Here is a 22,333-nt window from a genome sequence, read left to right on the forward strand (position 1 = left end):
TCAATCTGAGCCATGATCAAACTCTTCAGTTCAATACTGCTTGGGTTTTTAAGAAACCCTAAACTTGGCTCAACAATCTCAAATGACTATGTGATTTCTCGCATGGCCACTTGTGATGCTGATAATCTTTTTGACTATCAGTCCGTACTCACAAGCACCCACACGAATTGCTTGATTCGATTTGTTAAAGAGCGTTTGGTTAAGAGCTTTTCGTCTCAACCGAGGCGCGCATTCTACGCTTTCCTCAGAGCCTGTCAAGCGTTTATTTTGAAGTTTTTGCGAGAAACTCGTTTAGCTTCAAACACTTGACTCGCTGCGATCTCTCGTAGCGGGAGGCGAATCATACAGCATTTAAAACCGCTGTCAACCACCATTTCAACCGCTTGCGATCATTCGATCGTAGCCCTTTCAACTTCACCTTAACTAGTTAACTCGTTGAATTTCAAGGAGTTTTTCGTTCTGATGTCGCTGGAAGTGGGGCGCATTATAAGGGGATTCGAAAGCGCGTCAACCCTTAATTTCAAGAAACCTTAACATCGCTGAAAAGCAAAGCGGGGAGGCCTGACGGCCTCCCCGCTTTTAAGCAACACCGGACAGCTCTACAGCACGCCCACATCACGCAAGCGCTGCACCTCTCCCGCTTGCAGCCCCAACACTTCCCCCAGCACCAGCTCAGTGTGCTCACCCAACAGGGGTGGCGCCCGGCGATACTCCACTGGCGTCTCCGACAACCGTATCGGGCTCGCCACCTGCGGAACGCTACCCGCCAGCGGATGGGGAATGCTCACCGCCAAACCCCGCGCCAGCACCTGAGGGTCCTGAAACATCTGCGCCAGGTCATTGATCGGCCCACATGGCACGCCCGCAGCTTCCAACTGGCTCACCCACTCGGCCGTGGTCTTGAACACTGTGGCCTGGCGGATCAAAGGAATCAGCTCCGCCCGGTTGGCTACCCGCAGCTTATTAGTGGCGAAACGCGGATCATCCGCCCACTGTGGCTGCCCGGCCACTTCGGCGAACTTGCGGAACTGACTGTCGTTGCCCACGGTAAGAATGAAGTCACCATCCGCCGTCGGGAAATCCTGGTAGGGCACTATATTGGGATGCGCATTACCTAGCCGGCGAGGCGGGGCACCCGTGGTCAGGTAGTTCATGGCCTGGTTCGCCAGGCAGGCCACCTGTACATCGAGCAGCGCCATGTCGACATGTTGCCCCACCCCGGTCTGATCCCGGTGGGCGAGGGCAGCGAGCATCGCCACCGTGGAATACAGCCCGGTAAGGATGTCGGTAAGCGCCACACCCACCTTGACCGGCCCTGCACCTTCCTCGCCCTCCGGGCGGCCGGTCAGGCTCATCAGCCCGCCCAGCCCCTGGATCATGAAATCGTAACCCGCACGCTTGGCATAGGGCCCGGTCTGGCCAAACCCCGTGATGGAGCAATAGATAAGCTGTGGATTGACCGCCTTCAGGCTCTGGTAGTCCAACCCATAAGCAGCCAGACCGCCCACCTTGAAGTTCTCGATGACGATATCGGACTTGGCTGCCAGCTCACGCACCAGGCGCTGCCCCTCAGGCTGGGTGAAGTCGATGGTCACCGAGCGCTTGTTGCGGTTGGCCGACAGGTAATAAGCCGCCTCGCTGGTATTGTCACCCGCAGCATCCTTCAGGAAGGGCGGGCCCCACGCGCGCGTATCGTCACCACTGCCCGGGCGCTCGACCTTGATCACGTCAGCGCCCAGGTCAGCGAGAATCTGGCCAGACCATGGGCCGGCCAACACGCGCGAAAGGTCCAGCACCCGCAGATGTGATAGCGCGCCCATGGGCTGGCTCCTTATTAATAGAAAGCCTGGATACCGGTTTGCGCACGCCCCAGGATCAATGCATGCACGTCGTGCGTGCCTTCGTAGGTGTTGACCACCTCCAGGTTGACCAGATGACGGGCCACGCCGAACTCGTCGGAGATGCCATTACCACCCAGCATGTCACGCGCCATGCGGGCAATATCCAGCGCCTTGCCGCAGGAGTTGCGCTTCATGATCGAAGTGATCTCCACCGCAGCCGTCCCTTCGTCCTTCATGCGCCCCAAGCGCAGGCAGCCCTGCAGTGCCAAGGTGATTTCGGTCTGCATGTCAGCCAGCTTCTTCTGGATCAGCTGATTGGCAGCCAGCGGGCGACCGAATTGCTGGCGATCCAGCGTGTACTGACGCGCAGTGTGCCAGCAGGCTTCCGCAGCACCCAGCGCCCCCCAGGAGATGCCATAACGGGCTGAGTTCAGGCAGGTGAACGGACCTTTGAGGCCGCGCACATCCGGGAAGATGTTCTCTTCTGGCACGAACACATTGTCCATGACGATTTCACCGGTGATCGAGGCGCGCAGGCCAACCTTGCCATGGATAGCCGGCGCACTCAGGCCTTCCCAGCCCTTTTCCAGCACAAAGCCGCGGATATCACCGGCATCGTCCTTGGCCCAGACCACGAACACATCAGCGATCGGGCTGTTGGTGATCCACATCTTGCTGCCGGTCAGCCGGTAGCCGCCATCGACCTTCCTGGCGCGGGTAATCATCGACCCTGGGTCAGAGCCGTGGTTAGGCTCAGTCAGGCCGAAACAACCGATCCACTCACCACTGGCCAGCTTGGGCAGGTATTTCTGCTTTTGTGCTTCGGTACCGAACTCATTGATCGGGACCATGACCAGCGATGACTGCACACTCATCATCGAGCGGTAGCCCGAGTCGATACGCTCCACTTCACGCGCAATCAGGCCATAGCACACGTAGTTCAGGCCGCTGCCACCGTACTGCTCAGGGATGGTTGCCCCCAGCAGGCCGACTTCACCCATCTCGCGGAAGATCGCCGGGTCAGTCTGCTCGTGGCGGAACGCTTCAAGTACACGAGGGGCCAGCTTGTCCTGGGCGAACTGATAAGCGCTGTCACGCACCATGCGCTCTTCTTCAGTGAGCTGCTGATCCAGCAGCAGCGGGTCGATCCAGTTGAAGCTTGCTTTACCGGCCATGAGCGAAATCCTCGAAATAGGGGGCAGTTTCTTGTGCCTTTGAGCCTAGGCCTGATCGGCCGCCGGGACAAACGAGGATTGCGCACCAATTAGTGATAATTTGTCACTTCGTAAATCGGCAAAACGCCATATTGACAGCCTTACAAGTGAGGTTGACGTACATGCGCCGCAAGATCCCCAGTACCGCTGCCCTGGTTTGCTTCGAGGCGGCAGCACGCAACGAGAGCTTTACCAAGGCCGCCCAGGAACTGGCCCTGACCCAGGGCGCCGTTTGTCGCCAAATTGGCGGCCTGGAGGCCTTTCTCAATGTGGAATTGTTCCGCCGCTCGCGCCGCGGCGTGAAGCTGACCGAAGCCGGCCTTTCCTATAGCCGTCAGGTTGCCGCCCAACTGGACGCCGTGGAGCGCGATACCTTGTCGGTGATGGGCCAGCAGGGGGCCAGCGTGATCGAACTGGCAGTGGTGCCTACCTTCGGCACTCAATGGCTGCTTCCGCGCCTCAAGGACTTCCAGCAACGCCACCCGGAGGTCACGGTCAACCTCACCAACCGAACCCGGCCATTCCTGTTCGCCGACACTTCGTTCGATGCCGCGATCTATTTCGGTGATGCCGATTGGTCCGGCACCCAGTCTCACCGGCTGATGGGGGAAAACCCGGTCCCCGTCTGCAGCCCGGCATTGCTGGCCGGGCAGGGCATGCTTGAAGCACAGCGCATCGCCCAACTACCCCTGTTGCAGCAAAGCACGCGCCCCTATGCCTGGCGGCAATGGTTCGGCAGCTTGGGGATGAATGTGGAGCGCGACATGACAGGCCCGCGTTATGAACTATTCTCGATGCTCGCCCAGGCGGCCATACATGAAATGGGGATCGCGCTGATTCCGCCGTTCCTGATCCAGCGCGAACTGGAGGAGGGCAGGCTGGTGGTCGCTAACAGGCATGCCCTCGATAGCGACAAGGCCTACTATCTAATGATTCCGGAGCGCAAGGTGGAATCGGCATCACTACGCGCCTTCCGTGACTGGCTGGTAAGCCAGGCCCACGCCTACACCGCAAGAAAATGAGCAATGCGACAAATTGACTCTGTAGTCAATTATTTTAAACACCTACAGATATATGGATTTGTCGCATATCCATAAACTGTTATGCAAGCCAGAAAATACCCTTTAACCCTGCTAAGCACGCGGCCTTGCGGGTTATTTTGCGACACTTACCGTGCCGTAAGCGAAATGACCGAAAAATTTTTGTTTTTTTCTCCTAATCTGCCAATAGCCCATGTTTGACGGGCTACAGCCTTATTGCTGCGACAAGCGGTCACAGGGTGACTTGTAGTTTTAACTTCGTTTCGCTCCAGAACCGGTTGAAGGCCCCTTGGTTCGTCTGCAAAATGCTTCGCCCGCCCGGAAACTGGCGGATCGGCGCTCCACAGCCGCCCCAGCGCACCATCCGAAGTGTGCTGGCTTTTACAAAGACAAAAGGTCACCGCAGGAGAAAAGTCGTGCACATTGGTGTTCCTCTCGAGACGCAGACCGGTGAGACAAGGGTCGCTGCGACCCCGGAAACCATCAAGAAACTGATTGGCCAGGGCCATCAGGTCACCGTCCAACGGGGGGCAGGGCTTAACGCCGCCATTCCGGACAGTGCCTATGAGGCCGTGGGTGCTTCCATGGGGAATGCCGCCGACGCCTACGGCGCCCAATTGGTACTCAAAGTGGTCGCCCCCAACGACCAGGAACTGGCCCTGATCAACAGTGGCAGCCTTCTGGTGGGCATGCTCAACCCCTTCAACAGCGAACTCATCGGCAAAATGGCCGAACGCGGCATTACCGCCTTCGCCCTGGAAGCCGCACCGCGTACATCGCGGGCGCAAAGCCTGGACGTGCTGTCGTCGCAAGCCAACATCGCCGGTTACAAGGCTGTGTTGCTGGCGGCCCATCACTACCCGCGCTTCATGCCCATGCTGATGACCGCTGCCGGTACCGTTAAGGCCGCGCGCGTGTTGATTCTGGGTGCGGGCGTTGCCGGCCTGCAGGCCATTGCCACGGCCAAGCGCCTGGGCGCAGTGATCGAAGCGTCCGACGTACGCCCGGCGGTGAAAGAGCAGATCGAGTCGCTGGGCGCCAAGTTCATCGACGTGCCCTACGAGACCGATGAGGAGCGCGAATGCGCCGAAGGGGTGGGTGGTTACGCCCGCCCGATGCCGGCCAGCTGGATGCAACGCCAGGCCCAGGCTGTACATGAGCGCGCGAAGCAGGCGGATATCGTCATCACCACCGCACTGATCCCCGGCCGCAAGGCACCAACCTTGCTCAGCGCCGAAACCGTCGCGCAAATGAAGCCTGGCTCGGTGGTCATCGACCTCGCTGCAGCCCAGGGTGGCAACTGTCCGCTGACGGTTGCTGACCAGGTGGTGCAGGAAAATGGCGTGACCATCGTCGGCCCGACCAACCTGCCAGCGCAGGTGGGTGCCGATGCCTCGGCGCTGTATGCACGCAACCTGCTGGACTTCATGAAGCTGCTGTTCGACAAGGACGGCGCACTGGTCATCAACCTCGAAGACGACATCGTCGCGGCCTGCCTCATGTGCCGCGATGGCCAGGTCGTCCGCAAGAACGGCTAAGGAGCACGACAATGGAAGACATGCTGATTTCCCATGGCATCTACAACCTGATCATCTTCGTGCTGGCCATCTATGTGGGCTACCACGTGGTCTGGAACGTCACCCCGGCACTGCACACCCCATTGATGGCGGTCACCAACGCCATCTCGGCAATCGTTATCGTCGGCGCCATGCTGGCCGCGGCCCTGACCGTTACCCCGGCAGGCAAGCTGATGGGCACCCTTGCCGTGGCCCTGGCCGCGGTCAACGTGTTCGGTGGCTTCCTGGTCACCCGCCGCATGCTTGAGATGTTCAAGAAGAAAGCCAAGAACGAGGGGCAGAAGTAAGCATGAGCATGAATCTGGTAACACTTCTGTACCTGGTTGCGTCGATCTGCTTCATCCAGGCGCTCAAGGGCTTGTCGCACCCGACCACTTCGCGGCGCGGCAACCTGTTCGGCATGATCGGCATGGGGATCGCCATCCTCACAACCGTCGGCCTTATCTATAAGCTGGGGGCAGAGCTTGCCACTGCCGGCATCGGCTATGTGATCGTCGGCCTGCTGGTTGGTGGTACCGCCGGTTCGATCATGGCCAAGCGCGTCGAAATGACCAAGATGCCAGAGCTGGTCGCCTTCATGCACAGCATGATCGGTCTGGCGGCGGTGTTCATTGCCATCGCCGCCGTGCTGGAGCCGCAGTCGATGGGCATCGTTGCCGCCATCAGCGACCCGATCCCTACCGGCAACCGCCTGGAGCTGTTCCTGGGTGCTGCAATCGGTGCCATTACCTTCTCCGGCTCGGTAATCGCCTTTGGCAAGCTGTCGGGCAAGTACAAGTTCCGCCTGTTCCAGGGCGCACCGGTACAGTTCGCCGGCCAGCATAAGCTGAACCTGATCCTCGGCCTGACCACCATTGCCCTGGGCCTGCTGTTCACCTTCACCGGCCACTACAGTGCCTTCACCCTGATGCTGGTTCTGGCCTTCATCATGGGTGTGCTGATCATTATTCCGATCGGTGGCGCCGACATGCCGGTGGTGGTGTCGATGCTCAACAGCTACTCGGGCTGGGCTGCGGCCGGCATCGGTTTCTCGCTGAACAACTCGATGCTGATCATTGCCGGCTCCCTGGTCGGTTCGTCCGGTGCCATCCTCTCGTACATCATGTGCAAGGCGATGAACCGTTCGTTCTTCAACGTCATCCTTGGCGGCTTCGGCGGAGACACCGATACGGGTGCGGCGCAAGGCTCCAAAGAGCAGCGCCCGGTGAAGTCCGGCTCGGCCGACGACGCCACTTTCCTGCTCAGCAACGCCGACAGCGTAATCATCGTGCCGGGTTACGGCCTGGCGGTGGCCCGTGCCCAGCATGCGCTGAAGGAGCTGACCGAAAAACTGACCCACAACGGCGTAACCGTTAAGTACGCGATCCACCCAGTGGCAGGTCGCATGCCCGGGCACATGAACGTATTGCTGGCCGAGGCCGAAGTACCTTACGACCAGGTGTTCGAAATGGAAGACATCAACGCCGAGTTCGGTCAGGCCGACGTGGTGTTGGTGCTGGGTGCCAACGACGTGGTCAACCCGGCGGCGAAGAACGATCCGAAATCGCCCATTGCCGGCATGCCGATCCTCGAAGCCTTCAAGGCCAAGACCATCATCGTCAACAAACGCTCCATGGCCAGCGGCTATGCAGGTCTGGACAACGAACTGTTCTACCTGGACAAAACCATGATGGTGTTCGGTGATGCCAAGAAAGTGATCGAAGACATGGTCAAGGCTGTGGACTGACATCCACTGCTGAAAACCAGCTGATATAAAGGAAGCCCCGGTCAGAATCTGCCGGGGCTTTTCTTTTATTGATCCGGATCAACGGCTCTACTTCAGGGCTCTCATACGACCATGGTCGTGGGACGGCATTGGGCGAAATCTCTAGACTGCGCTGCAGTAGTTTCAGTAGCCCGAGATAACAATCCATGTACCGTGATCGTATCCGCTTGTCCTCCCTGCACAGCAAGGTAATGAGTGCGGCTGATGCCGCTGGTCTGATCGAGGACGGCATGACCGTCGGCATGAGCGGTTTCACCCGCGCCGGCGAAGCCAAAGCCGTACCGCATGCACTGGCCGAACGTGCCAAGCAGTCGCCACTGAAAATCAGCCTGATGACCGGCGCCAGCCTGGGCAACGACCTGGACAAGCAACTGACCGAGGCCGGCGTGCTGGCTCGCCGCATGCCATTCCAGGTCGATAGCACCCTGCGCAAGGCCATCAACGACGGCCAGGTGATGTTCATCGACCAGCACCTGTCGGAAACCGTCGAGCAACTGCGCAACCAGCAGCTGAAACTGCCGGACATCGCCGTCATCGAAGCCGTGGCCATTACCGAGCAAGGCCACATCGTGCCAACCACATCGGTAGGCAACTCGGCCAGCTTCGCGATCTTCGCCAAGCAGGTGATTGTCGAGATCAACCTCTCGCACAACCCCAACCTGGAAGGCCTGCACGACATCTATATCCCGACCTACCGCCCGACCCGCACGCCAATCCCGCTGGTCAAGGTCGACGACCGTATCGGCAGCACCGCCATCCCGATCGACCCGGCCAAGATCGTCGGCATCGTCATCAGCGACCAGCCGGACTCCCCATCCACCGTGCTGCCGCCGGATGACGAAACCCAGGGCATTGCCGACCACCTGATCAACTTCCTCAAGAAAGAAGTTGAAGCTGGCCGCATGACCAACAAGCTCGGCCCGCTGCAGGCCGGTATCGGCAGCATTGCCAACGCCGTAATGTGCGGCCTGATCGAATCGCCGTTCGAAGACCTGACCATGTACTCCGAAGTACTGCAGGACTCCACTTTCGACCTGATCGATGCCGGCAAACTGAGCTTCGCTTCGGGCAGCTCGATCACCTTGTCCACTCGCCGTAATGCCGACGTATTCGGCAACCTGGAGCGCTACAAGGACAAGCTGGTGCTGCGCCCGCAGGAAATCTCCAACCACCCGGAAGTGGTGCGTCGCCTGGGCATCATCGGTATCAACACCGCACTGGAGTTCGATATCTACGGAAACGTCAACTCCACCCACGTGTGCGGCACCAAAATGATGAACGGGATTGGTGGCTCGGGTGACTTCGCCCGTAACGCCCACCTGGCTGTGTTCGTCACCAAGTCGATTGCCAAAGGCGGCGCGATTTCCAGCGTGGTGCCGATGGTCAGCCATGTCGACCACACCGAGCACGACGTGGACATCCTGGTCACCGAGCAAGGCCTGGCCGACCTGCGTGGCTTGGCGCCACGCGAGCGGGCACGGGCGATCATCGACAACTGTGTGCACCCAGACTACCGCGCTGCGCTGAACGATTACTTCGATCGTGCCTGCCAGCGTGGCGGCCATACCCCGCACATTTTGCGTGAAGCGCTGAGCTGGCACGAAAACCTGGAAGAAACCGGGCGCATGCTGGCTAGCTGATCAATTCGTGATCCGGAACAGCGTGTGCTGTTCCGGTCACGCTCTCTGTAGGAGCGGCTTTAGCCGCGAATACCGGCACAGCCGGTGTCATCCTCCGTGTCGCCTGATTCGCGGGCAAGCCCGCTCCCGCAAGACCCTCACAATCATCATTAAAAACTGTTCTACTGTACTGGTATTTCTGCCAGTCCCTTCCTCGCGAAATCCTCACATCAGCCAAAAATGCACCAATATCGTGCATACCAGTACAGTTGCGCTTGTTTCGGGTGCAACAGTAGGGTTACACAGTTAACTGAGCCATCGTCTTTCAACTGAACTGTATCTACTGTTATGGACGACAGAGGAGGATCATTGGCATCAGTTAAATCACTACCTAATCCCGCCATAAGCGGAAGGATGAAGCATCATGGAACGTACCCTCAGTTCCGGTCTGGTTTTTGAAAGCAACGCCCAGCAATCCAACGCCTCGCTGCCGCTGCGCGCACTGTCCACCCTGCTGCTGTGGCAGCGCCGTATGGCTAGCCGCCGTCAACTGGCTCGCCTGGACGCCCGTCTGCTGGCCGACGCTGGTATCAGCGAGTCGCAGCGTTACGAAGAGCTGAGCAAGCCTTTCTGGCGCTAAGCACCGGCTTGCCGGCTTCGGCCGGCACCGCGAATTCCCGAAACCCGCTGCAGGTAACTGCAGCGGGTTTTTTGCATCCAGGCCGCATGCTAGAGCCTCTCTCAATCGAACAAGTACAGTTTTGATAATCCAAAAAACATACAGGTACAGTTTGTTGGCGCGCTTTTCATTAACATCCAGAAACACCGGCGCGTGATACGCTTGGCTTCACAGTCTGGTAGAACCCACTGTTAAAAGTACCGTGACGAGCTGTGCGAGCGTCCGATTAAGCAGAACCCCCGACCCTAGTCCAGGAGTCCACGATCATGTCCCGTAAATACCTGATTGGCGCCGCCCTGATGCTGAGCCTGGCCGGCACCGCAAACGCCACCAGCTTCGTTGTCACCACCGACGCCGTCGTTGGCGCGGTAGCCGCGTCCACCGATGCCACTTCCGATATCTCCTCCTCGTTCAAAGACGACAAGATCGTCAAGGCCGCCCGCGACGATGCCGCTGCCTTTGTTGGCAGCCAGGGCGACATCCGCGGTGCCAAACTGGAAAGCGCCTTCTTGCACATCCGCTCGCAAGCACCCGCGTTGCAGGCCAGCGATGCGCAACTGGCCCAGGCCATCCTGGCACTCTGACGCCAGCTGAGCCCTCTGGCTGTGCTGGTCACTACCAGCACAGCCATCCAGCCTTTGCGCCCCACCTTTCCAGCTGTTGTAGAGCCCATGCGTTATCTGTTGCCGCTGCTGTTTTCCGTTGCAGGCATGGCCAGCGCCCATGCCATGGATACCACCACGCAAAGCCTGGTCATTACCGGCTATGTCACCAGCCAGGTCACCACTGCACCCTTCGATCGCAAACTGGTCCGCCAGGCGCGCGACGATGCGGCGGCCTTCGTGGCCAGCGACGGCCAGATCCGCGGTGTGCGGCTGGAAGCTGCGCTGGAATCATTACGCCACAATTGTGCACGGCACGCCGTCGGCGACCTGGAACTGGCGCAGGCAATTCTCGTCCAATGACTACATCTGACTCCCTGTATTTTTCGGAGATGCTCCATGCGTAAACCGCTGATTGCCGCTACCCTCGGCATGCTGCTGCTGGCCGACCTGGCCCAGGCACAGACCCTGGTGGCCACCAGCAATATCATCGTGCGTGCCTTTGGCCGGTCGATCGACTTCACCTCGGACACCACCACCTCGATTCGCGACTCCAAAGTGGTGCGCGAAGCCCATGACGACGCTGCCAGCTTCGTCGCCAGCAACGGTGACATTCGCGGTGCCCAGCTTGAGTCGGCCTTCAACACCCTGCGCGAGCGCGTGCCAGAAGCGCGTGGCGCCAGCGACCAGGTACTGGCCGAAGCCATCCTCGCACTGTGAAACGCGTGCGTGCCTGGCTGCTCGGCTGCGCCCTGACGCTGCCCGGCACGCCCGTATTGGCCGACCTGCAGCTTCAGCTGCAGGCAACCGGCATGGACCCGCAGCAAACCCAAGCCACCCAGGCCCTGCTCGATGAGGCCTTGGGCAAGCTGCCCCCCCGATTCAAGCAGCAGCTGGACCGCCGCGTGCGGGTCAGCTGGAGCGACAGCATGCCGGCGGATGCCTACGGCCAGGCATCGCTGGTGTCCACCCTTGAGCTCAATCGACGCCTGCTGCCCGGTCTCACCGACGGCAGCGCTGCTACCGAACGCACCAACCGCCCCCATGGCACGGTGCGCGATGAATTGCTGGCCACCGTGCTGCACGAGCTTACCCATATCTACGACCGTGCCCGCCTGTGGCCCGCTGCCGAGCATTCGCTGATTGCCCGCTGCAAGCGCCAGCAAGGCACGCTGGGCAAAATCGGCCTGCCCGAAGCGTGCCGGGGCCAGGCCGAACGCCGCTTCACCCTCAGCGACGACCCGCGTTTGCTCGACCTGGCGGGTTGGCAACAGTACGTAGGCCGTCGTGGCGAGCGCGAGCAGCACAATGGTCAGTTCGTGCGCAGCCCCGACAGTTATGAACTGAGCAGCCCCAAGGAGTACATCGCGGTCAACATGGAGTACTTCCTCCTCGACCCGAGCTACGGTTGCCGCCGCCCGGCGCTGAACCAGTACCTGCGCGAACACTTCGGCTGGGCACCGCAACAGGACACCTGCGCCAAGGGCCTGCCGTTCATCAATGCCGGCAGCGACTTTGCCCGCCAGCCGCTGGGTGAAATCGACCCTGAGCGGGTCTATGAAGTGGACTACCTGCTGGCCGAAGCCAACCAGAACCTGGTCAGCCGCTGGGGCCACAGCATGCTGCGCCTGGTGATCTGCAAGCCGGGCCGCCCACGCGGGCCGGACTGCCGCCTGGACCTCGACCAGAGCCTGGTGCTGTCGTACCGCGCCTTCGTCAACGATGTACAGCTGTCCAGCTGGGACGGCCTGGTCGGCAACTACCCCTCGCGGCTATTCGTGTTGCCGCTGGGCCAGGTAATCGACGAATACACCAAGACCGAGCTGCGCAGCCTTGCCTCGGTACCGTTGAAGCTCAGCCGCAACGAAATCGAGGAGCTGGTACGCCAGGCCGCCGAAATGCACTGGAGCTATGACGGCAACTACTGGTTCCTGTCCAACAACTGTGCCGTGGAGTCGTTGAAATTGCTGCGCAGCGGTACCGCCAACCCACGCCTCAACGACCTCGACAGCATCATGCCCAACGGCTTGCTGGCAGTGCTCAAGGGCAGGGGGCTGGCAGACACCAGCGTGCTGGATGACCCGCGTGAGGCGCTGCGCCTGGGCTACCGGTTCGATTCCTATCGCGACCGCTACCAGGCCATGTTCGAGGTGCTGCGCAAACAGCTGCCGATCAAGCAGGCCCTGGTCGAAGACTGGCTGGCACTGGATGCCGAGCAGCGCCGCCCATGGTTTGCCAAGGCCGACCTGCGCACCAGCGCCGCGTTACTGCTGCTCGAACAGGCCAGCTTGCGCCGGCAACTGCTGCTGGCCCAGGACGAGGTCAAGCAGCGCTACCTGAATGCCGCTGCCTTGAAAGATGGCAGCGTCAGCAAGGCCGATGCGACCCTCAAGCAGATGCTCGCCAACAGCGGCTTTCTCAGCCGCCCGGCAGAACTGCTCGATGCCAAGGGCTACGGGCTGCCGCAGCCCGAGGAGCGCAAGCACCTTGAGCAGGTGAGCAGCGAACGCCAGGCACAGTTGTTGCGTTTGAGCACCAGCCTGGACAAAGAGGTGAGGGCGCTGCTGGAGCCGTCGCGGGCCAAGGAAATTGCGGCTGTCGAGGCCAACGTGAAGCAGATTGGCGAACATTTGCGGGCACTGCACAAGGCAGCGGGAGGCCTGCAGTTGTAATGTTGCCTACAGTTTCTCCTCTGCCTCCGAAGGCAAATCCTCATCCAGGTGCAACCAAGGCAACCGGCTACCCACCCAGATATGCCGGTTGGCCCTGACCCGCTCCGGGTGATCCAGCGTCGCCACCGTCACATCGACCGTTTCCGGGCTATGGGTAGTCATCAGCGCCACATGCGCTCCGCACTGCCCACAGAAGTACCGGCTGCAACTGGCCGGCGCCACATAGCGGTTCGGCTCACCCGCCAACCACTGAAACCCGGAGCGGGCCAGGGTGAGCCAGGTCACTACCAACCCTCCGCTTACCCGCCGGCAAATCGAACAATGGCAGTGGGCGATGTCTGTCAGGTCACCCACCAGCCGGTAACGCAAGGCGCCACAATGGCAGCCCCCTTCGGTTACATCCTGCATCACCTACCTCTCGTCGCCTTTGCTTCGGCGAAAGCTGGCTGAAAGCTTGCGCTCATAGGATAGCCCCCACTACCGGCACAAGACCGGTCAGCCAGGGCACCCGGTAATTACCGAGCCCGGCCCAATCAACAACAACAATGGTGATTCTGATGTATTCCTGTGCCCGCCTTTCTGTAGTTCCCCTCCGCATGCTCCCTGCGCAGCGCCCGACGCGCTGATCCGCCCGAATCGACATTCCTTTCGCCGCGCCACGCCTGGAGTATTGCCATGCTGACCTTCCTCGGCTTTGCCATGGTCATCACCTTCATGTACCTGATCATGACCAAGCGCCTGTCGGCCTTGATCGCGCTGATCCTGGTACCGATCCTGTTCGCCCTGTTCGGCGGTTTCTCCGCCAAGATCGGCCCCATGATGCTCGAAGGCATCAGCAAGCTCGCGCCAACCGGTGTGATGCTGATGTTCGCCATCCTCTATTTCGCCTTGATGATCGACTCCGGCCTGTTCGACCCGGCCGTGCGCAAGATCCTCAAACTGGTCAAGGGCGACCCGCTTAAAGTCTCTGTCGGTACCGCCGTGCTGGCCCTGGTGGTCTCGCTCGACGGCGACGGCGCTACCACCTACATGATCTGCTGCGCTGCGATGCTGCCGATGTACAGCCGCCTGGGCATGAGCCCGCGGATCATGGCCGGCCTGATCATCCTGGCCGGTGGGGTGATGAACATGACCCCGTGGGGTGGCCCGACCGCCCGCGCAGCCAGTGCCCTGCACGTAGACCCGTCGGACATTTTCGTACCGATGATCCCGGCCATGCTGTTCGGCGTGCTGGCAATTCTGGCCATCGCCTACATGTACGGCAAACGTGAACGTGCCCGCCTGGGTGAACTGCACCTGCCGACTGACGACATCGACCACAGCGAAATCACCGTTTCGCAGTACCCTGACGCGCGCCGGCCCAAATTGCTGTACTTCAACGGTGCCCTGACTGCTGCCCTGATGGTCGCACTGATTGCCGGTGTGCTGCCGCTGCCGGTGCTGTTCATGATTGCCTTCAGCATCGCCATGATCGTCAACTACCCGTGCCTGCAGCAGCAAAAGGACCGCATCGCCGCCCACGCTGGCAGCGTGCTGGCCGTGACCGGGCTGATCTTCGCCGCCGGTATCTTTACTGGCATCCTGTCGGGTACCGGCATGGTAGATGCCATGTCCAAGAGCCTGCTGGCCGTCATCCCGGAAGCACTGGGCCCTTACCTGGCGGTGATCACCGCGATCGTGAGCATGCCGTTCACCTTCTTCATGTCCAACGATGCCTTCTACTACGGCGTGCTGCCGGTACTGGCCGAAGCCGCCAGCCACTACGGCATCACCCCGGTGGAAATGGCCCGTGCATCGATCGTCGGGCAACCGGTACACCTGCTTAGCCCCTTGGTGCCGTCGACCTACCTGCTGGTGGCCCTGGCCGGCATCGAGTTTGGCGATCATCAGCGCTTCACGCTCAAGTGGGCAGTGCTGGTATGCCTGTGCATAATGTTCGCCGCGCTGCTGATGGGCATTTTCCCGCTGTTCAGTAGTCTTTAATAAACACGTATTAGTCTGACGCGACGCGCCTCAACAGGGGCGCGTCGCCTTTATCGTTTGAAGGAAAACACATGGAATGGCTGACCAGCCCGGAAATCTGGGTTGCCTTTTTCACCCTTACCGCGCTTGAGATCGTCCTCGGTATCGACAACATCATCATGATCTCGATCCTGGTCAGCCGCATGCCCAAGCACATGCAGCCGCGCACCCGGATCTTCGGCCTGGCCTTGGCCATGGTCACCCGTATCATGCTGCTGCTATCGATTACCTGGGTCATGCGCCTTACCGCCGACCTGTTCGTGGTATTCGGCCAAGGCATCTCCGGACGTGACCTGATCCTGTTCTTCGGTGGCCTGTTCCTGCTGTGGAAAAGCTCGCAAGAGATCTACCACGGCCTGGAAGGCGAGGACGAAAACGCCGAAGAGCCGAAAGGTGCGGGCGGCAAGTTCTTCTACACCATCATCCAGATCGCCATCATCGACATCGTGTTCTCGCTGGACTCGGTAATTACTGCGGTGGGTATGGTTTCCCACGTACCGGTGATGATTGCCGCCATCGTCGTTGCCGTGCTGGTGATGATGTTGTGCGCCGGCGCCATCAGCGATTTCATCGACAAGCACCCGTCGCTGAAGATGCTCGCGCTGTCGTTCCTGATCGTGGTCGGTACCGTGCTGATCGCCGAAGCGTTCGACGTGCATGTGCCGAAGGGCTACGTCTACTTCGCCATGGCCTTCTCGCTGGCGGTGGAAGCCATCAACATCCGCATGCGCACCGCCGCGGCTCGCAAGGAAGGCAAAGAGCATGACCCGGTGAAACTGCGCAAGGACATTCCGGGTCAATAAGACCAGGAAGCGCAAAACACAAAGGGCCCTTCGCAGGGCCCTTTTTCATGTCTGATCGGTTTCAAACACATGACAGCCATGCGAAGCTGGCGACAGCTGCGCAAAACAACTAAAGCTTTGAGTGAGCACCGAAAATTCTTCAAACGCTCACGTTTCTTTTCTTGGCCCGCTGGGCCAGTGCAACAGGGGGCTTTCGCCATGCTGACCCTGCTCAACCTGCTCTCGGCCGTGACGCTTCTGGTCTGGGGCACCCACATCGTACGTACCGGCATTCTCCGCGTGTTCGGCTCGAACCTGCGGCGCATCATCAGCCAGAACATGGACAAGCGCCCGCTGGCGTTCATTGCCGGCATACTGGTCACGGCCATGGTACAGAGCAGTAACGCCACGGCCATGCTGGTCACGTCCTTCGTCGGCCAGGGCCTGATGGCCATGACCCCGGCCCTGGCGATCATGCTGGGTGCCGATGTGGGTACCGCGCTGATGGCCCGGGTACTCACTTTCGACCTGTCCTGGCTATCACCCTTGCTGATATTCCTGGGCGTGATCTTCTTCCTCTCGCGCAAGCAGACCCGGGCTGGCCAGCTGGGCCGTGTCGGTATCGGGCTTGGCCTGATCATTCTGGCATTGGAGCTGATCGTGCAGGCAGCTGCGCCGATCACTCACGCCCAAGGCGTGAAAGTGCTGTTTGCTTCGCTGACCGGCGACATCATGCTCGACGCCCTGGTCGGCGCCATGTTCGCCATGATTTCCTATTCCAGCCTCGCCGCCGTGCTGCTTACCGCAACACTGGCCGGTGCCGAGGTCATCAGCCTGCCAGTGGCCATCGGCCTGGTGGTCGGTGCCAACATCGGTAGCGGGTTGCTGGCCTTTATCAGCACCAGCATGCAGAACGCTGCCGGGCGCCGCGTGGCGTTGGGCAGCTTGCTCTACAAGCTGATCGGCCTGCTGCTGATCATCCCTGTGCTGCACCCCTTGGTGGAGTGGATGGACTCGCTCAGCTTCAGCCCGCAAGAGCTGGTCATCGGCTTCCATCTGCTCTACAACACCTTGCGCTGCCTGCTCATGCTGCCCACGGTCAAACTCATGGGCCGGCTGTGCAACAGCCTGCTGCCCGAGCGGGAAAACGGCAACGGCCAGATCCGCCCGCGCCACCTCGACGCCTCGGCGCTGGAAACACCCAGCCTGGCGCTTGCCAACGCTGCCCGCGAAACCCTGCGCCTGGGCGATATCGTCGACAGCCTGCTTGAAGCCATGCTGGGTGCCCTGCGCGGCACCCAGACCGCCCTGCCACAGCAGGTTCGCGCCCTGGGTGAAGATGCCGAGGCCCTTTATAGCGCCATCAAGCTCTACCTTGCGCAGATGTCGCGCGAAGACCTCAGCGAGCAGGACAACCGCCGCTGGGCCGAGATCATCGAGCTGGCCATCAACCTCAAGCTCGCCTGCGACCTCATCGAGCGCATGTTGCGCAAGGTCCAGCAGCAGAAAACCAGCCAGCGCCGGGAGTTTTCCCAGGTGGGGCTGGAAGAACTGACCGGGCTGCAAGAGCAATTGTTAGCCAACCTGCGCCTTGGCCTGTCGGTATTCCTTAGCGCCGACCCGGAAAGCGCCCGCTTGCTACTCAAGGAAAAACGCCGTTTTCGCGCCCAGGAACGGCGCCTGGCGCATGCCCACGTCAGCCGCTTGCAGCGTAAGGTGGTGCAAAGCATCGAAACCAGTTCGCTACACTTGGAGCTGATCGCCGACATGAAGCGGTTGAACTCTTTGTTCTGCAGCAGTGCCTATGTGGTACTGGGCGGCTCCGACACCGGCGGGCTGATGCTCGACAGCGTGCCGGACGAAGCCCGCCTGCCGTGAATGCCTACCTGAGGACCGAAGCTCGCCCATGCGTTGCCTGATGTTCGTTTGCCTGCTGATCTGCAGCCTGCCCTCATTGGCCCTCGACCGCTCGCGGGTTGAGGGCTACCTGCTGCCCAACGGCCTGCAGGTCATTCTGAAAAACGGCTACGAACGCGACCATGTGGCGATTCGCCTGGTGGTCGGGGTGGGCCTGGACGACTTCGATTGCGAACAGAAAGAGCTGCCGCATCTGCTTGAGCACCTGCTGTTCAGCGGCATCGACGAAACCGGCGAGGGCGGCCTGGAAGAGCGCCTGCAATCGCTCGGCGGCGAGTGGAATGCCTACACCAGCAGCGCCGACACCACGTTTGTCATCGAAGCCCCCGCACGCAACCAGCGCAAAGTGCTCGACCTGCTGCTGGCGATAATCCGCGACACCCGTATCGATGCCAAAGGCCTGGCCACTGCCAAGCGCATCATCGAGCGCGAAGATGGCGGCCACTATGGGCACCTGCAGCGCTGGCTCGACCGCCAGGATATCGGCCACCCTGCCAGTGACCAGCTGGCGACCGAGCTGGGCCTGAAATGCCCCGAGCGGTCCAATATCGACGACATGACCCTGGAGCAGGTACAAGCCTTGCGTGACCGCTGGTACGCCGCCAACAACATGACCCTGATCATGGTCGGCGGCCTCGATCGCTTGCTGCCAGCCTACCTGGAACGCACCTTTGGCGAACTGCCAGCCACCGAGCCGGAAGAGCGCCGCAACCTGGAAAGCATCACCCATCAGGCCGAGCAGCGCCGCGACCTGACCCGGGGCTGGCTGGGCGATAGCGTCAAGCTGCATTGGCTGTTCATCGAGCCGGTGCTGGACAACGACCATCAGGCCACGCTCGACCTGCTGTCGCGTTACCTGGACTGGGCGCTGTACGACCAGCTACGCCTGCGCAACGGGCTGTCCTACGGGCCATCGGTGCAGCGTGAAAGCTTTGGCGATACCGGCCTGCTCAGCCTCAATGCCGACCTGGAACGCGACGACATCGACAAGGCGGTGAAGGTGATGCAGGCGTTGTTCGAGCACCTGCGCAAGGAAGGCCTCGACCCGGACACCTTCGCCCGCGTCAAGGACGCCAGCGTTGCCAAGGAAAGCTGGAGCACCCAGGGCAACAGCGCCCTGGCCGACTACTACTGGGGGGCACTGAACGACTACACCGACGGGCGCTTTGCCAACCCGGTGCGCAAGTTGCGGCAGGTTAGCCTGGAGCAGGCCAATGAGGCGCTGAAGGCGTTGCTGAAGGAAGAGGGTTACCTGCGTATCGAGAAGCCATTGCTCGGCTATGACGAGCTGTACGGGCTGGCCGCTCTGGTGGTGGGGCTGATATTGGCGGCCGGGTTGCTGCGCTGGCGGCGGCATGGCCCGCAACGGCCGAGTGGTGCTACACGACAGCGGTAGATCAGCGGTATCCTTTTGCCAGTACCGGCCTCTTCGCGGGCACGCCCGCTCCCACAGTGACCGCGTTATCGCTGAACCCTGTGGGAGCGGGCATGCCCGCGAAAGGGCCGGCACAGCCACCTCATCCTTTTTGTTGTAGCCCCTAATGCCCCAAATACCCCGCATAGTCCTGCGCATCATCGAACTGCTCAAACGCTACCCCGGCATCATCGCGCTCTGTGGTTTCCTCTCTGGTATCGGCAGTTTCATCCTGGTCGACCGCCAGGCCGGCCTGGCCAGCTGGGTAGCTGTGCTCATGCTGGTCAGCTGGGTCTGGCTGATGCTGGAGAACACCCTGACCGGCCTCTTCGCCCGCACCTTCAATCGCGAAATCCCGCAGCCGCTGCTGCGCTACGCGACGCAGATGATCCACCAGGAAACGCTGTTCTTCGTGCTGCCGTTCTTCTTCATCACCACCACCTGGAACAGCGGCCAGCTGGTGTTTACCGGTTTGCTCGGCGCCGCAGGCCTGATTTCGATCACCGACCCGCTTTATTACAAGTGGCTGGCGCCTCGGCGCTGGCTGTTCCTGGCGCTGCATACCCTGACATTGTTTGCCGCCCTGCTGACCGCGCTGCCGATCATCCTGCACCTGACCACCGCGCAAAGCTTCAAGCTGGCGCTGATCGCCGCCATGGCCCTGTCGTTCCCCAGCCTGGCCAGCAGCTTCCCGATCAACACCTGGCGGCGCGGCGTCGCCCTGGTGCTGGTTACCCTCTCGGTGGGTGCCGGGGGCTGGCTGCTGCGTTCCTGGGTGCCGCCGGCCACCCTGTGGATGACCGAGGTGGCGGTGAGCACCGAAGTGCTGAATCGCCAACCCGGCGATTCGCTGGACGAAATTGCCGCCAGCCGCATTCGCAGCAGCGGCCTGTATGCCTACACCGCCATCAACGCACCGCGCGGCCTGAACGAGCGGATTTACCACGTGTGGCAAAAAGACGGCAAAGAGGTCGACCGCATTGCCCTGGACATCCACGGCGGGCGCAAGGAGGGCTACCGGGCCTGGACCCACAAGCAGAACTTCCCGCCAAACCCGGTGGGCAAATGGCAGGTGCGGGTGCTGACCGAGGATGGCCAGGTAATTGGCGTGCTGCGCTTCAAGGTGGTCGATGACGCACCGGCACAGTGATTGAAAGGGGGCCGCTTTGCGGCCTCCAAACCCAACAGACAGCACATAATCACCAAACAGCCCATGCCTGCTGCGCTATGATCAGCCCCTAAGCCTTAGCGCCGAGTCAGTAGCATGGAGCCAATGACCACCCCCAGTGCCACCCTGGACACCAGCAGCCAGCCGGCCTGCCTGCGCATAACCGGTGACTGGACCCTGACGCACTACGCCAGCCTCAAGCGCGAGAGCGAACGCCTGCGAGCGCAGTCCACCACCGACACCGTCGCCGACCTCAGCCAGTTGGGCCGCCTGGACACTGCGGGCGCCTCGTTGCTGGCCGAACTGCTGGGTTCCGAGCGCCTGTCCCACTGCACCCAAGACCTGCCCGAAGCCAGCCGTGCGCTGCTCAAGAACGTTTACTGTTCGGTGCAGGACTACTGCATCCCGGTCAAGGAACCCGAGCGCAACGTGCTGATGTTGCTGCTGGAACGCATCGGCCGCGCCGTCGGCACGCTGTGGCAGGACAGCATGCAATTGCTAGGCTTTGTCGGCGTGATCCTCGAAACCTTGCTGCGTCGTGCCCTGCAACCACACCGCTGGCGCATTACCCCGGTTGTGGCCCACATCGAGCAGACCGGCCTGGACGCGGCCCCTATCGTCGCCTTGCTGACCTTCCTGGTGGGTGCGGTGGTGGCCTTTCTCGGCGCCACGGTGCTGGCCGACTTCGGTGCAACGGTCTTCACGGTCGACCTGGTGGCATTCTCGTTCCTGCGCGAATTCGCTGTGCTGCTCACCGCCATCCTCATGGCCGGCCGCACCGCCAGCGCGTTCACCGCGCAGATCGGCTCGATGAAGGCCAACGAGGAAATCGACGCCATCCGCACCCTGGGCCTGAACCCGATGGAACTGCTGGTGGTTCCACGGGTACTTGCACTGCTGATCTCACTGCCACTGCTCACCTTCGTCGCGATGATTTGCGGCATTGTCGGTGGCGCAGTGGTATGCGCCCTGACGCTGGATATCTCACCGGCCATGTTCCTGTCACTGCTGCAAAGCGACATCGGCGTGCAGCACTTCCTGGTGGGCCTGGCCAAGGCGCCGTTCTTCGCCTTCCTTATCGCCGCCATCGGCTGCCTGGAAGGCTTCAAGGTCAGTGGCAGCGCCGAGTCGGTAGGCGCGCATACAACATCGGCAGTGGTGCAGTCGATTTTCGTGGTCATCGTGCTGGACGCGGTGGCTGCCCTGTTCTTCATGGAGATGGGCTGGTGAGTGGCCAGGAAACCGTTATCGAGGCGCGCGGCATCTGCAACCGCTTCGGCCGCCAGGTGGTGCATGAAAACCTCGACCTGGACCTGTACCGCGGCGAAATCCTCGCCGTGGTAGGTGGTTCGGGCAGCGGCAAGTCGGTGCTGCTGCGCAGCATCATTGGCCTGCGCCGGCCCAACGAAGGGCAGATCAAGGTGTTTGGCCAGGACCTCGCGGGCCTGCGTGAAGAGCAGCGTTCCCTGGTCGAGCGGCGCTTTGGCGTGTTGTTCCAGAAGGGCGCGCTGTTCTCTTCGCTGACCGTTACCGAGAACGTGGCCTTGCCGCTGATCGAGCACGCCGGGCTGTCCCGCGCCGACGCCGAACACCTGGCCGGCGTGAAGCTGGCCCTGGCCGGGCTGCCGATATCCGCCGCCGACAAGTACCCGTCTTCGTTGTCGGGGGGCATGATCAAACGTGCCGCGCTGGCCCGGGCCCTGGCACTGGACCCTGACATCCTGTTCCTCGATGAACCCACCGCAGGCCTGGACCCGATCGGCGCTGCCGCGTTCGACCAGCTGATCCTTACCCTGCGCGATGCCCTTGGCCTGTCGGTGTTTCTCATCACCCACGACCTCGACACCCTGTACACCATCACCGACCGCATCGCGGTGCTGTCACAAAAGAAGGTTTTGGTGGCCGGCCCGCTGGCTGAAGTCGAGCAGACCAACGACGCCTGGATTCAAGAATACTTTCATGGCCCCCGCGGGCGTGCAGCCGAGCAGGCCGCCACCCGTGCCGGGCAGGAGCGCTGAGCA

At 61.2% G+C, this 22,333-nt stretch carries 20 protein-coding genes; 17 read left to right on the forward strand and 3 right to left on the reverse strand.

Going from position 1 to position 22,333, the window contains the following annotated elements; genetic code table 11:
• Positions 1-599 precede the first annotated feature (599 nt).
• Together N436_RS27395 and N436_RS27400 are read right to left on the reverse strand one after the other, a co-directional pair.
• Positions 600-1,820, reverse strand: coding sequence for a CaiB/BaiF CoA-transferase family protein (locus N436_RS27395; protein ID WP_105947045.1), 1,221 nt, complete (start codon positions 1,818-1,820; stop codon positions 600-602).
• 14 nt (positions 1,821-1,834) lie between these two features.
• The gene (locus N436_RS27400) at positions 1,835-3,016 is read right to left on the reverse strand and encodes an acyl-CoA dehydrogenase (protein ID WP_016712875.1); all 1,182 of its coding nucleotides are present in this window, start codon (positions 3,014-3,016) and stop codon (positions 1,835-1,837) included.
• A gap of 161 nt (positions 3,017-3,177) precedes the next feature.
• Here N436_RS27400 and N436_RS27405 point away from each other — a divergent pair, with 161 nt between their 5' ends.
• The 10 genes from N436_RS27405 to N436_RS27455 all read left to right on the forward strand — a co-directional run bounded on the left by N436_RS27405 (position 3,178) and on the right by N436_RS27455 (position 13,009).
• Entirely contained in the window at positions 3,178-4,077 is a 900-nt protein-coding gene (locus N436_RS27405; RefSeq protein ID WP_026020486.1) for a LysR family transcriptional regulator, read from the forward strand.
• A gap of 434 nt (positions 4,078-4,511) precedes the next feature.
• Positions 4,512-5,633: a Re/Si-specific NAD(P)(+) transhydrogenase subunit alpha gene (locus N436_RS27410; RefSeq protein WP_028699520.1), complete on the forward strand. Its 1,122-nt coding sequence runs from the start codon at positions 4,512-4,514 to the stop codon at positions 5,631-5,633.
• Between the two features lie 11 nt (positions 5,634-5,644).
• On the forward strand, positions 5,645-5,959 hold the full coding sequence (locus N436_RS27415; RefSeq protein ID WP_016484308.1) for an NAD(P) transhydrogenase subunit alpha: 315 nt from the start codon (positions 5,645-5,647) through the stop codon (positions 5,957-5,959).
• Positions 5,960-5,961: 2 nt separating this feature from the next.
• Positions 5,962-7,398: an NAD(P)(+) transhydrogenase (Re/Si-specific) subunit beta gene (locus tag N436_RS27420; protein WP_105947046.1), complete on the forward strand. Its 1,437-nt coding sequence runs from the start codon at positions 5,962-5,964 to the stop codon at positions 7,396-7,398.
• A 185-nt stretch (positions 7,399-7,583) separates the two neighbouring features.
• On the forward strand, positions 7,584-9,077 hold the full coding sequence (locus N436_RS27425) for an acetyl-CoA hydrolase/transferase family protein (protein WP_016712872.1): 1,494 nt from the start codon (positions 7,584-7,586) through the stop codon (positions 9,075-9,077).
• 403 nt (positions 9,078-9,480) lie between these two features.
• Complete coding sequence (locus N436_RS27435) at positions 9,481-9,696, forward strand: DUF1127 domain-containing protein (protein ID WP_003256968.1); 216 nt, start codon at positions 9,481-9,483, stop codon at positions 9,694-9,696.
• Positions 9,697-10,001: 305 nt separating this feature from the next.
• Positions 10,002-10,319 carry a DUF2388 domain-containing protein gene (locus tag N436_RS27440; RefSeq protein WP_016712871.1) on the forward strand — a complete coding sequence of 106 codons (318 nt, stop codon included), beginning with the start codon at positions 10,002-10,004 and terminating at the stop codon, positions 10,317-10,319.
• A gap of 87 nt (positions 10,320-10,406) precedes the next feature.
• On the forward strand, positions 10,407-10,700 hold the full coding sequence (locus tag N436_RS27445) for a DUF2388 domain-containing protein (RefSeq protein ID WP_016712870.1): 294 nt from the start codon (positions 10,407-10,409) through the stop codon (positions 10,698-10,700).
• A gap of 36 nt (positions 10,701-10,736) precedes the next feature.
• Positions 10,737-11,057 carry a DUF2388 domain-containing protein gene (locus N436_RS27450; RefSeq protein WP_110742426.1) on the forward strand — a complete coding sequence of 107 codons (321 nt, stop codon included), beginning with the start codon at positions 10,737-10,739 and terminating at the stop codon, positions 11,055-11,057.
• Complete coding sequence (locus N436_RS27455; protein WP_110742427.1) at positions 11,054-13,009, forward strand: DUF4105 domain-containing protein; 1,956 nt, start codon at positions 11,054-11,056, stop codon at positions 13,007-13,009. The genes N436_RS27450 and N436_RS27455 overlap by 4 nt, the downstream gene beginning before the upstream one ends.
• A gap of 6 nt (positions 13,010-13,015) precedes the next feature.
• On the opposite strand, the gene N436_RS27460 is transcribed toward N436_RS27455, so the two are convergent.
• Complete coding sequence (locus N436_RS27460) at positions 13,016-13,417, reverse strand: GFA family protein (RefSeq protein ID WP_110742428.1); 402 nt, start codon at positions 13,415-13,417, stop codon at positions 13,016-13,018.
• A 267-nt stretch (positions 13,418-13,684) separates the two neighbouring features.
• Here N436_RS27460 and N436_RS27465 point away from each other — a divergent pair, with 267 nt between their 5' ends.
• The 7 genes from N436_RS27465 (at position 13,685) to N436_RS27500 (ending at position 22,330) form a co-directional block, all read left to right on the forward strand.
• Positions 13,685-14,992: a CitMHS family transporter gene (locus tag N436_RS27465; protein ID WP_016712867.1), complete on the forward strand. Its 1,308-nt coding sequence runs from the start codon at positions 13,685-13,687 to the stop codon at positions 14,990-14,992.
• 71 nt (positions 14,993-15,063) lie between these two features.
• A complete protein-coding gene (locus tag N436_RS27470; protein WP_105947049.1) occupies positions 15,064-15,834 on the forward strand; it encodes a TerC family protein in 771 nt (256 codons plus the stop codon).
• Between the two features lie 198 nt (positions 15,835-16,032).
• Positions 16,033-17,691: a Na/Pi cotransporter family protein gene (locus tag N436_RS27475; protein WP_060499806.1), complete on the forward strand. Its 1,659-nt coding sequence runs from the start codon at positions 16,033-16,035 to the stop codon at positions 17,689-17,691.
• Between the two features lie 28 nt (positions 17,692-17,719).
• Complete coding sequence (locus N436_RS27480) at positions 17,720-19,126, forward strand: pitrilysin family protein (protein WP_105947050.1); 1,407 nt, start codon at positions 17,720-17,722, stop codon at positions 19,124-19,126.
• Between the two features lie 145 nt (positions 19,127-19,271).
• Positions 19,272-20,294 carry a DUF5924 family protein gene (locus tag N436_RS27490; protein WP_105947052.1) on the forward strand — a complete coding sequence of 341 codons (1,023 nt, stop codon included), beginning with the start codon at positions 19,272-19,274 and terminating at the stop codon, positions 20,292-20,294.
• 114 nt (positions 20,295-20,408) lie between these two features.
• The gene (locus tag N436_RS27495) at positions 20,409-21,542 is read left to right on the forward strand and encodes an ABC transporter permease (protein WP_105947053.1); all 1,134 of its coding nucleotides are present in this window, start codon (positions 20,409-20,411) and stop codon (positions 21,540-21,542) included.
• Positions 21,539-22,330, forward strand: a complete 792-nt coding sequence (locus tag N436_RS27500; protein WP_105947054.1) for an ABC transporter ATP-binding protein — start codon at positions 21,539-21,541, stop codon at positions 22,328-22,330. The genes N436_RS27495 and N436_RS27500 overlap by 4 nt, the downstream gene beginning before the upstream one ends.
• The last annotated feature ends 3 nt before the right edge of the window (positions 22,331-22,333 follow it).

This window comes from Pseudomonas sp. RV120224-01b (assembly GCF_003208145.1).
GTDB lineage: Bacteria > Pseudomonadota > Gammaproteobacteria > Pseudomonadales > Pseudomonadaceae > Aquipseudomonas > Aquipseudomonas monteilii.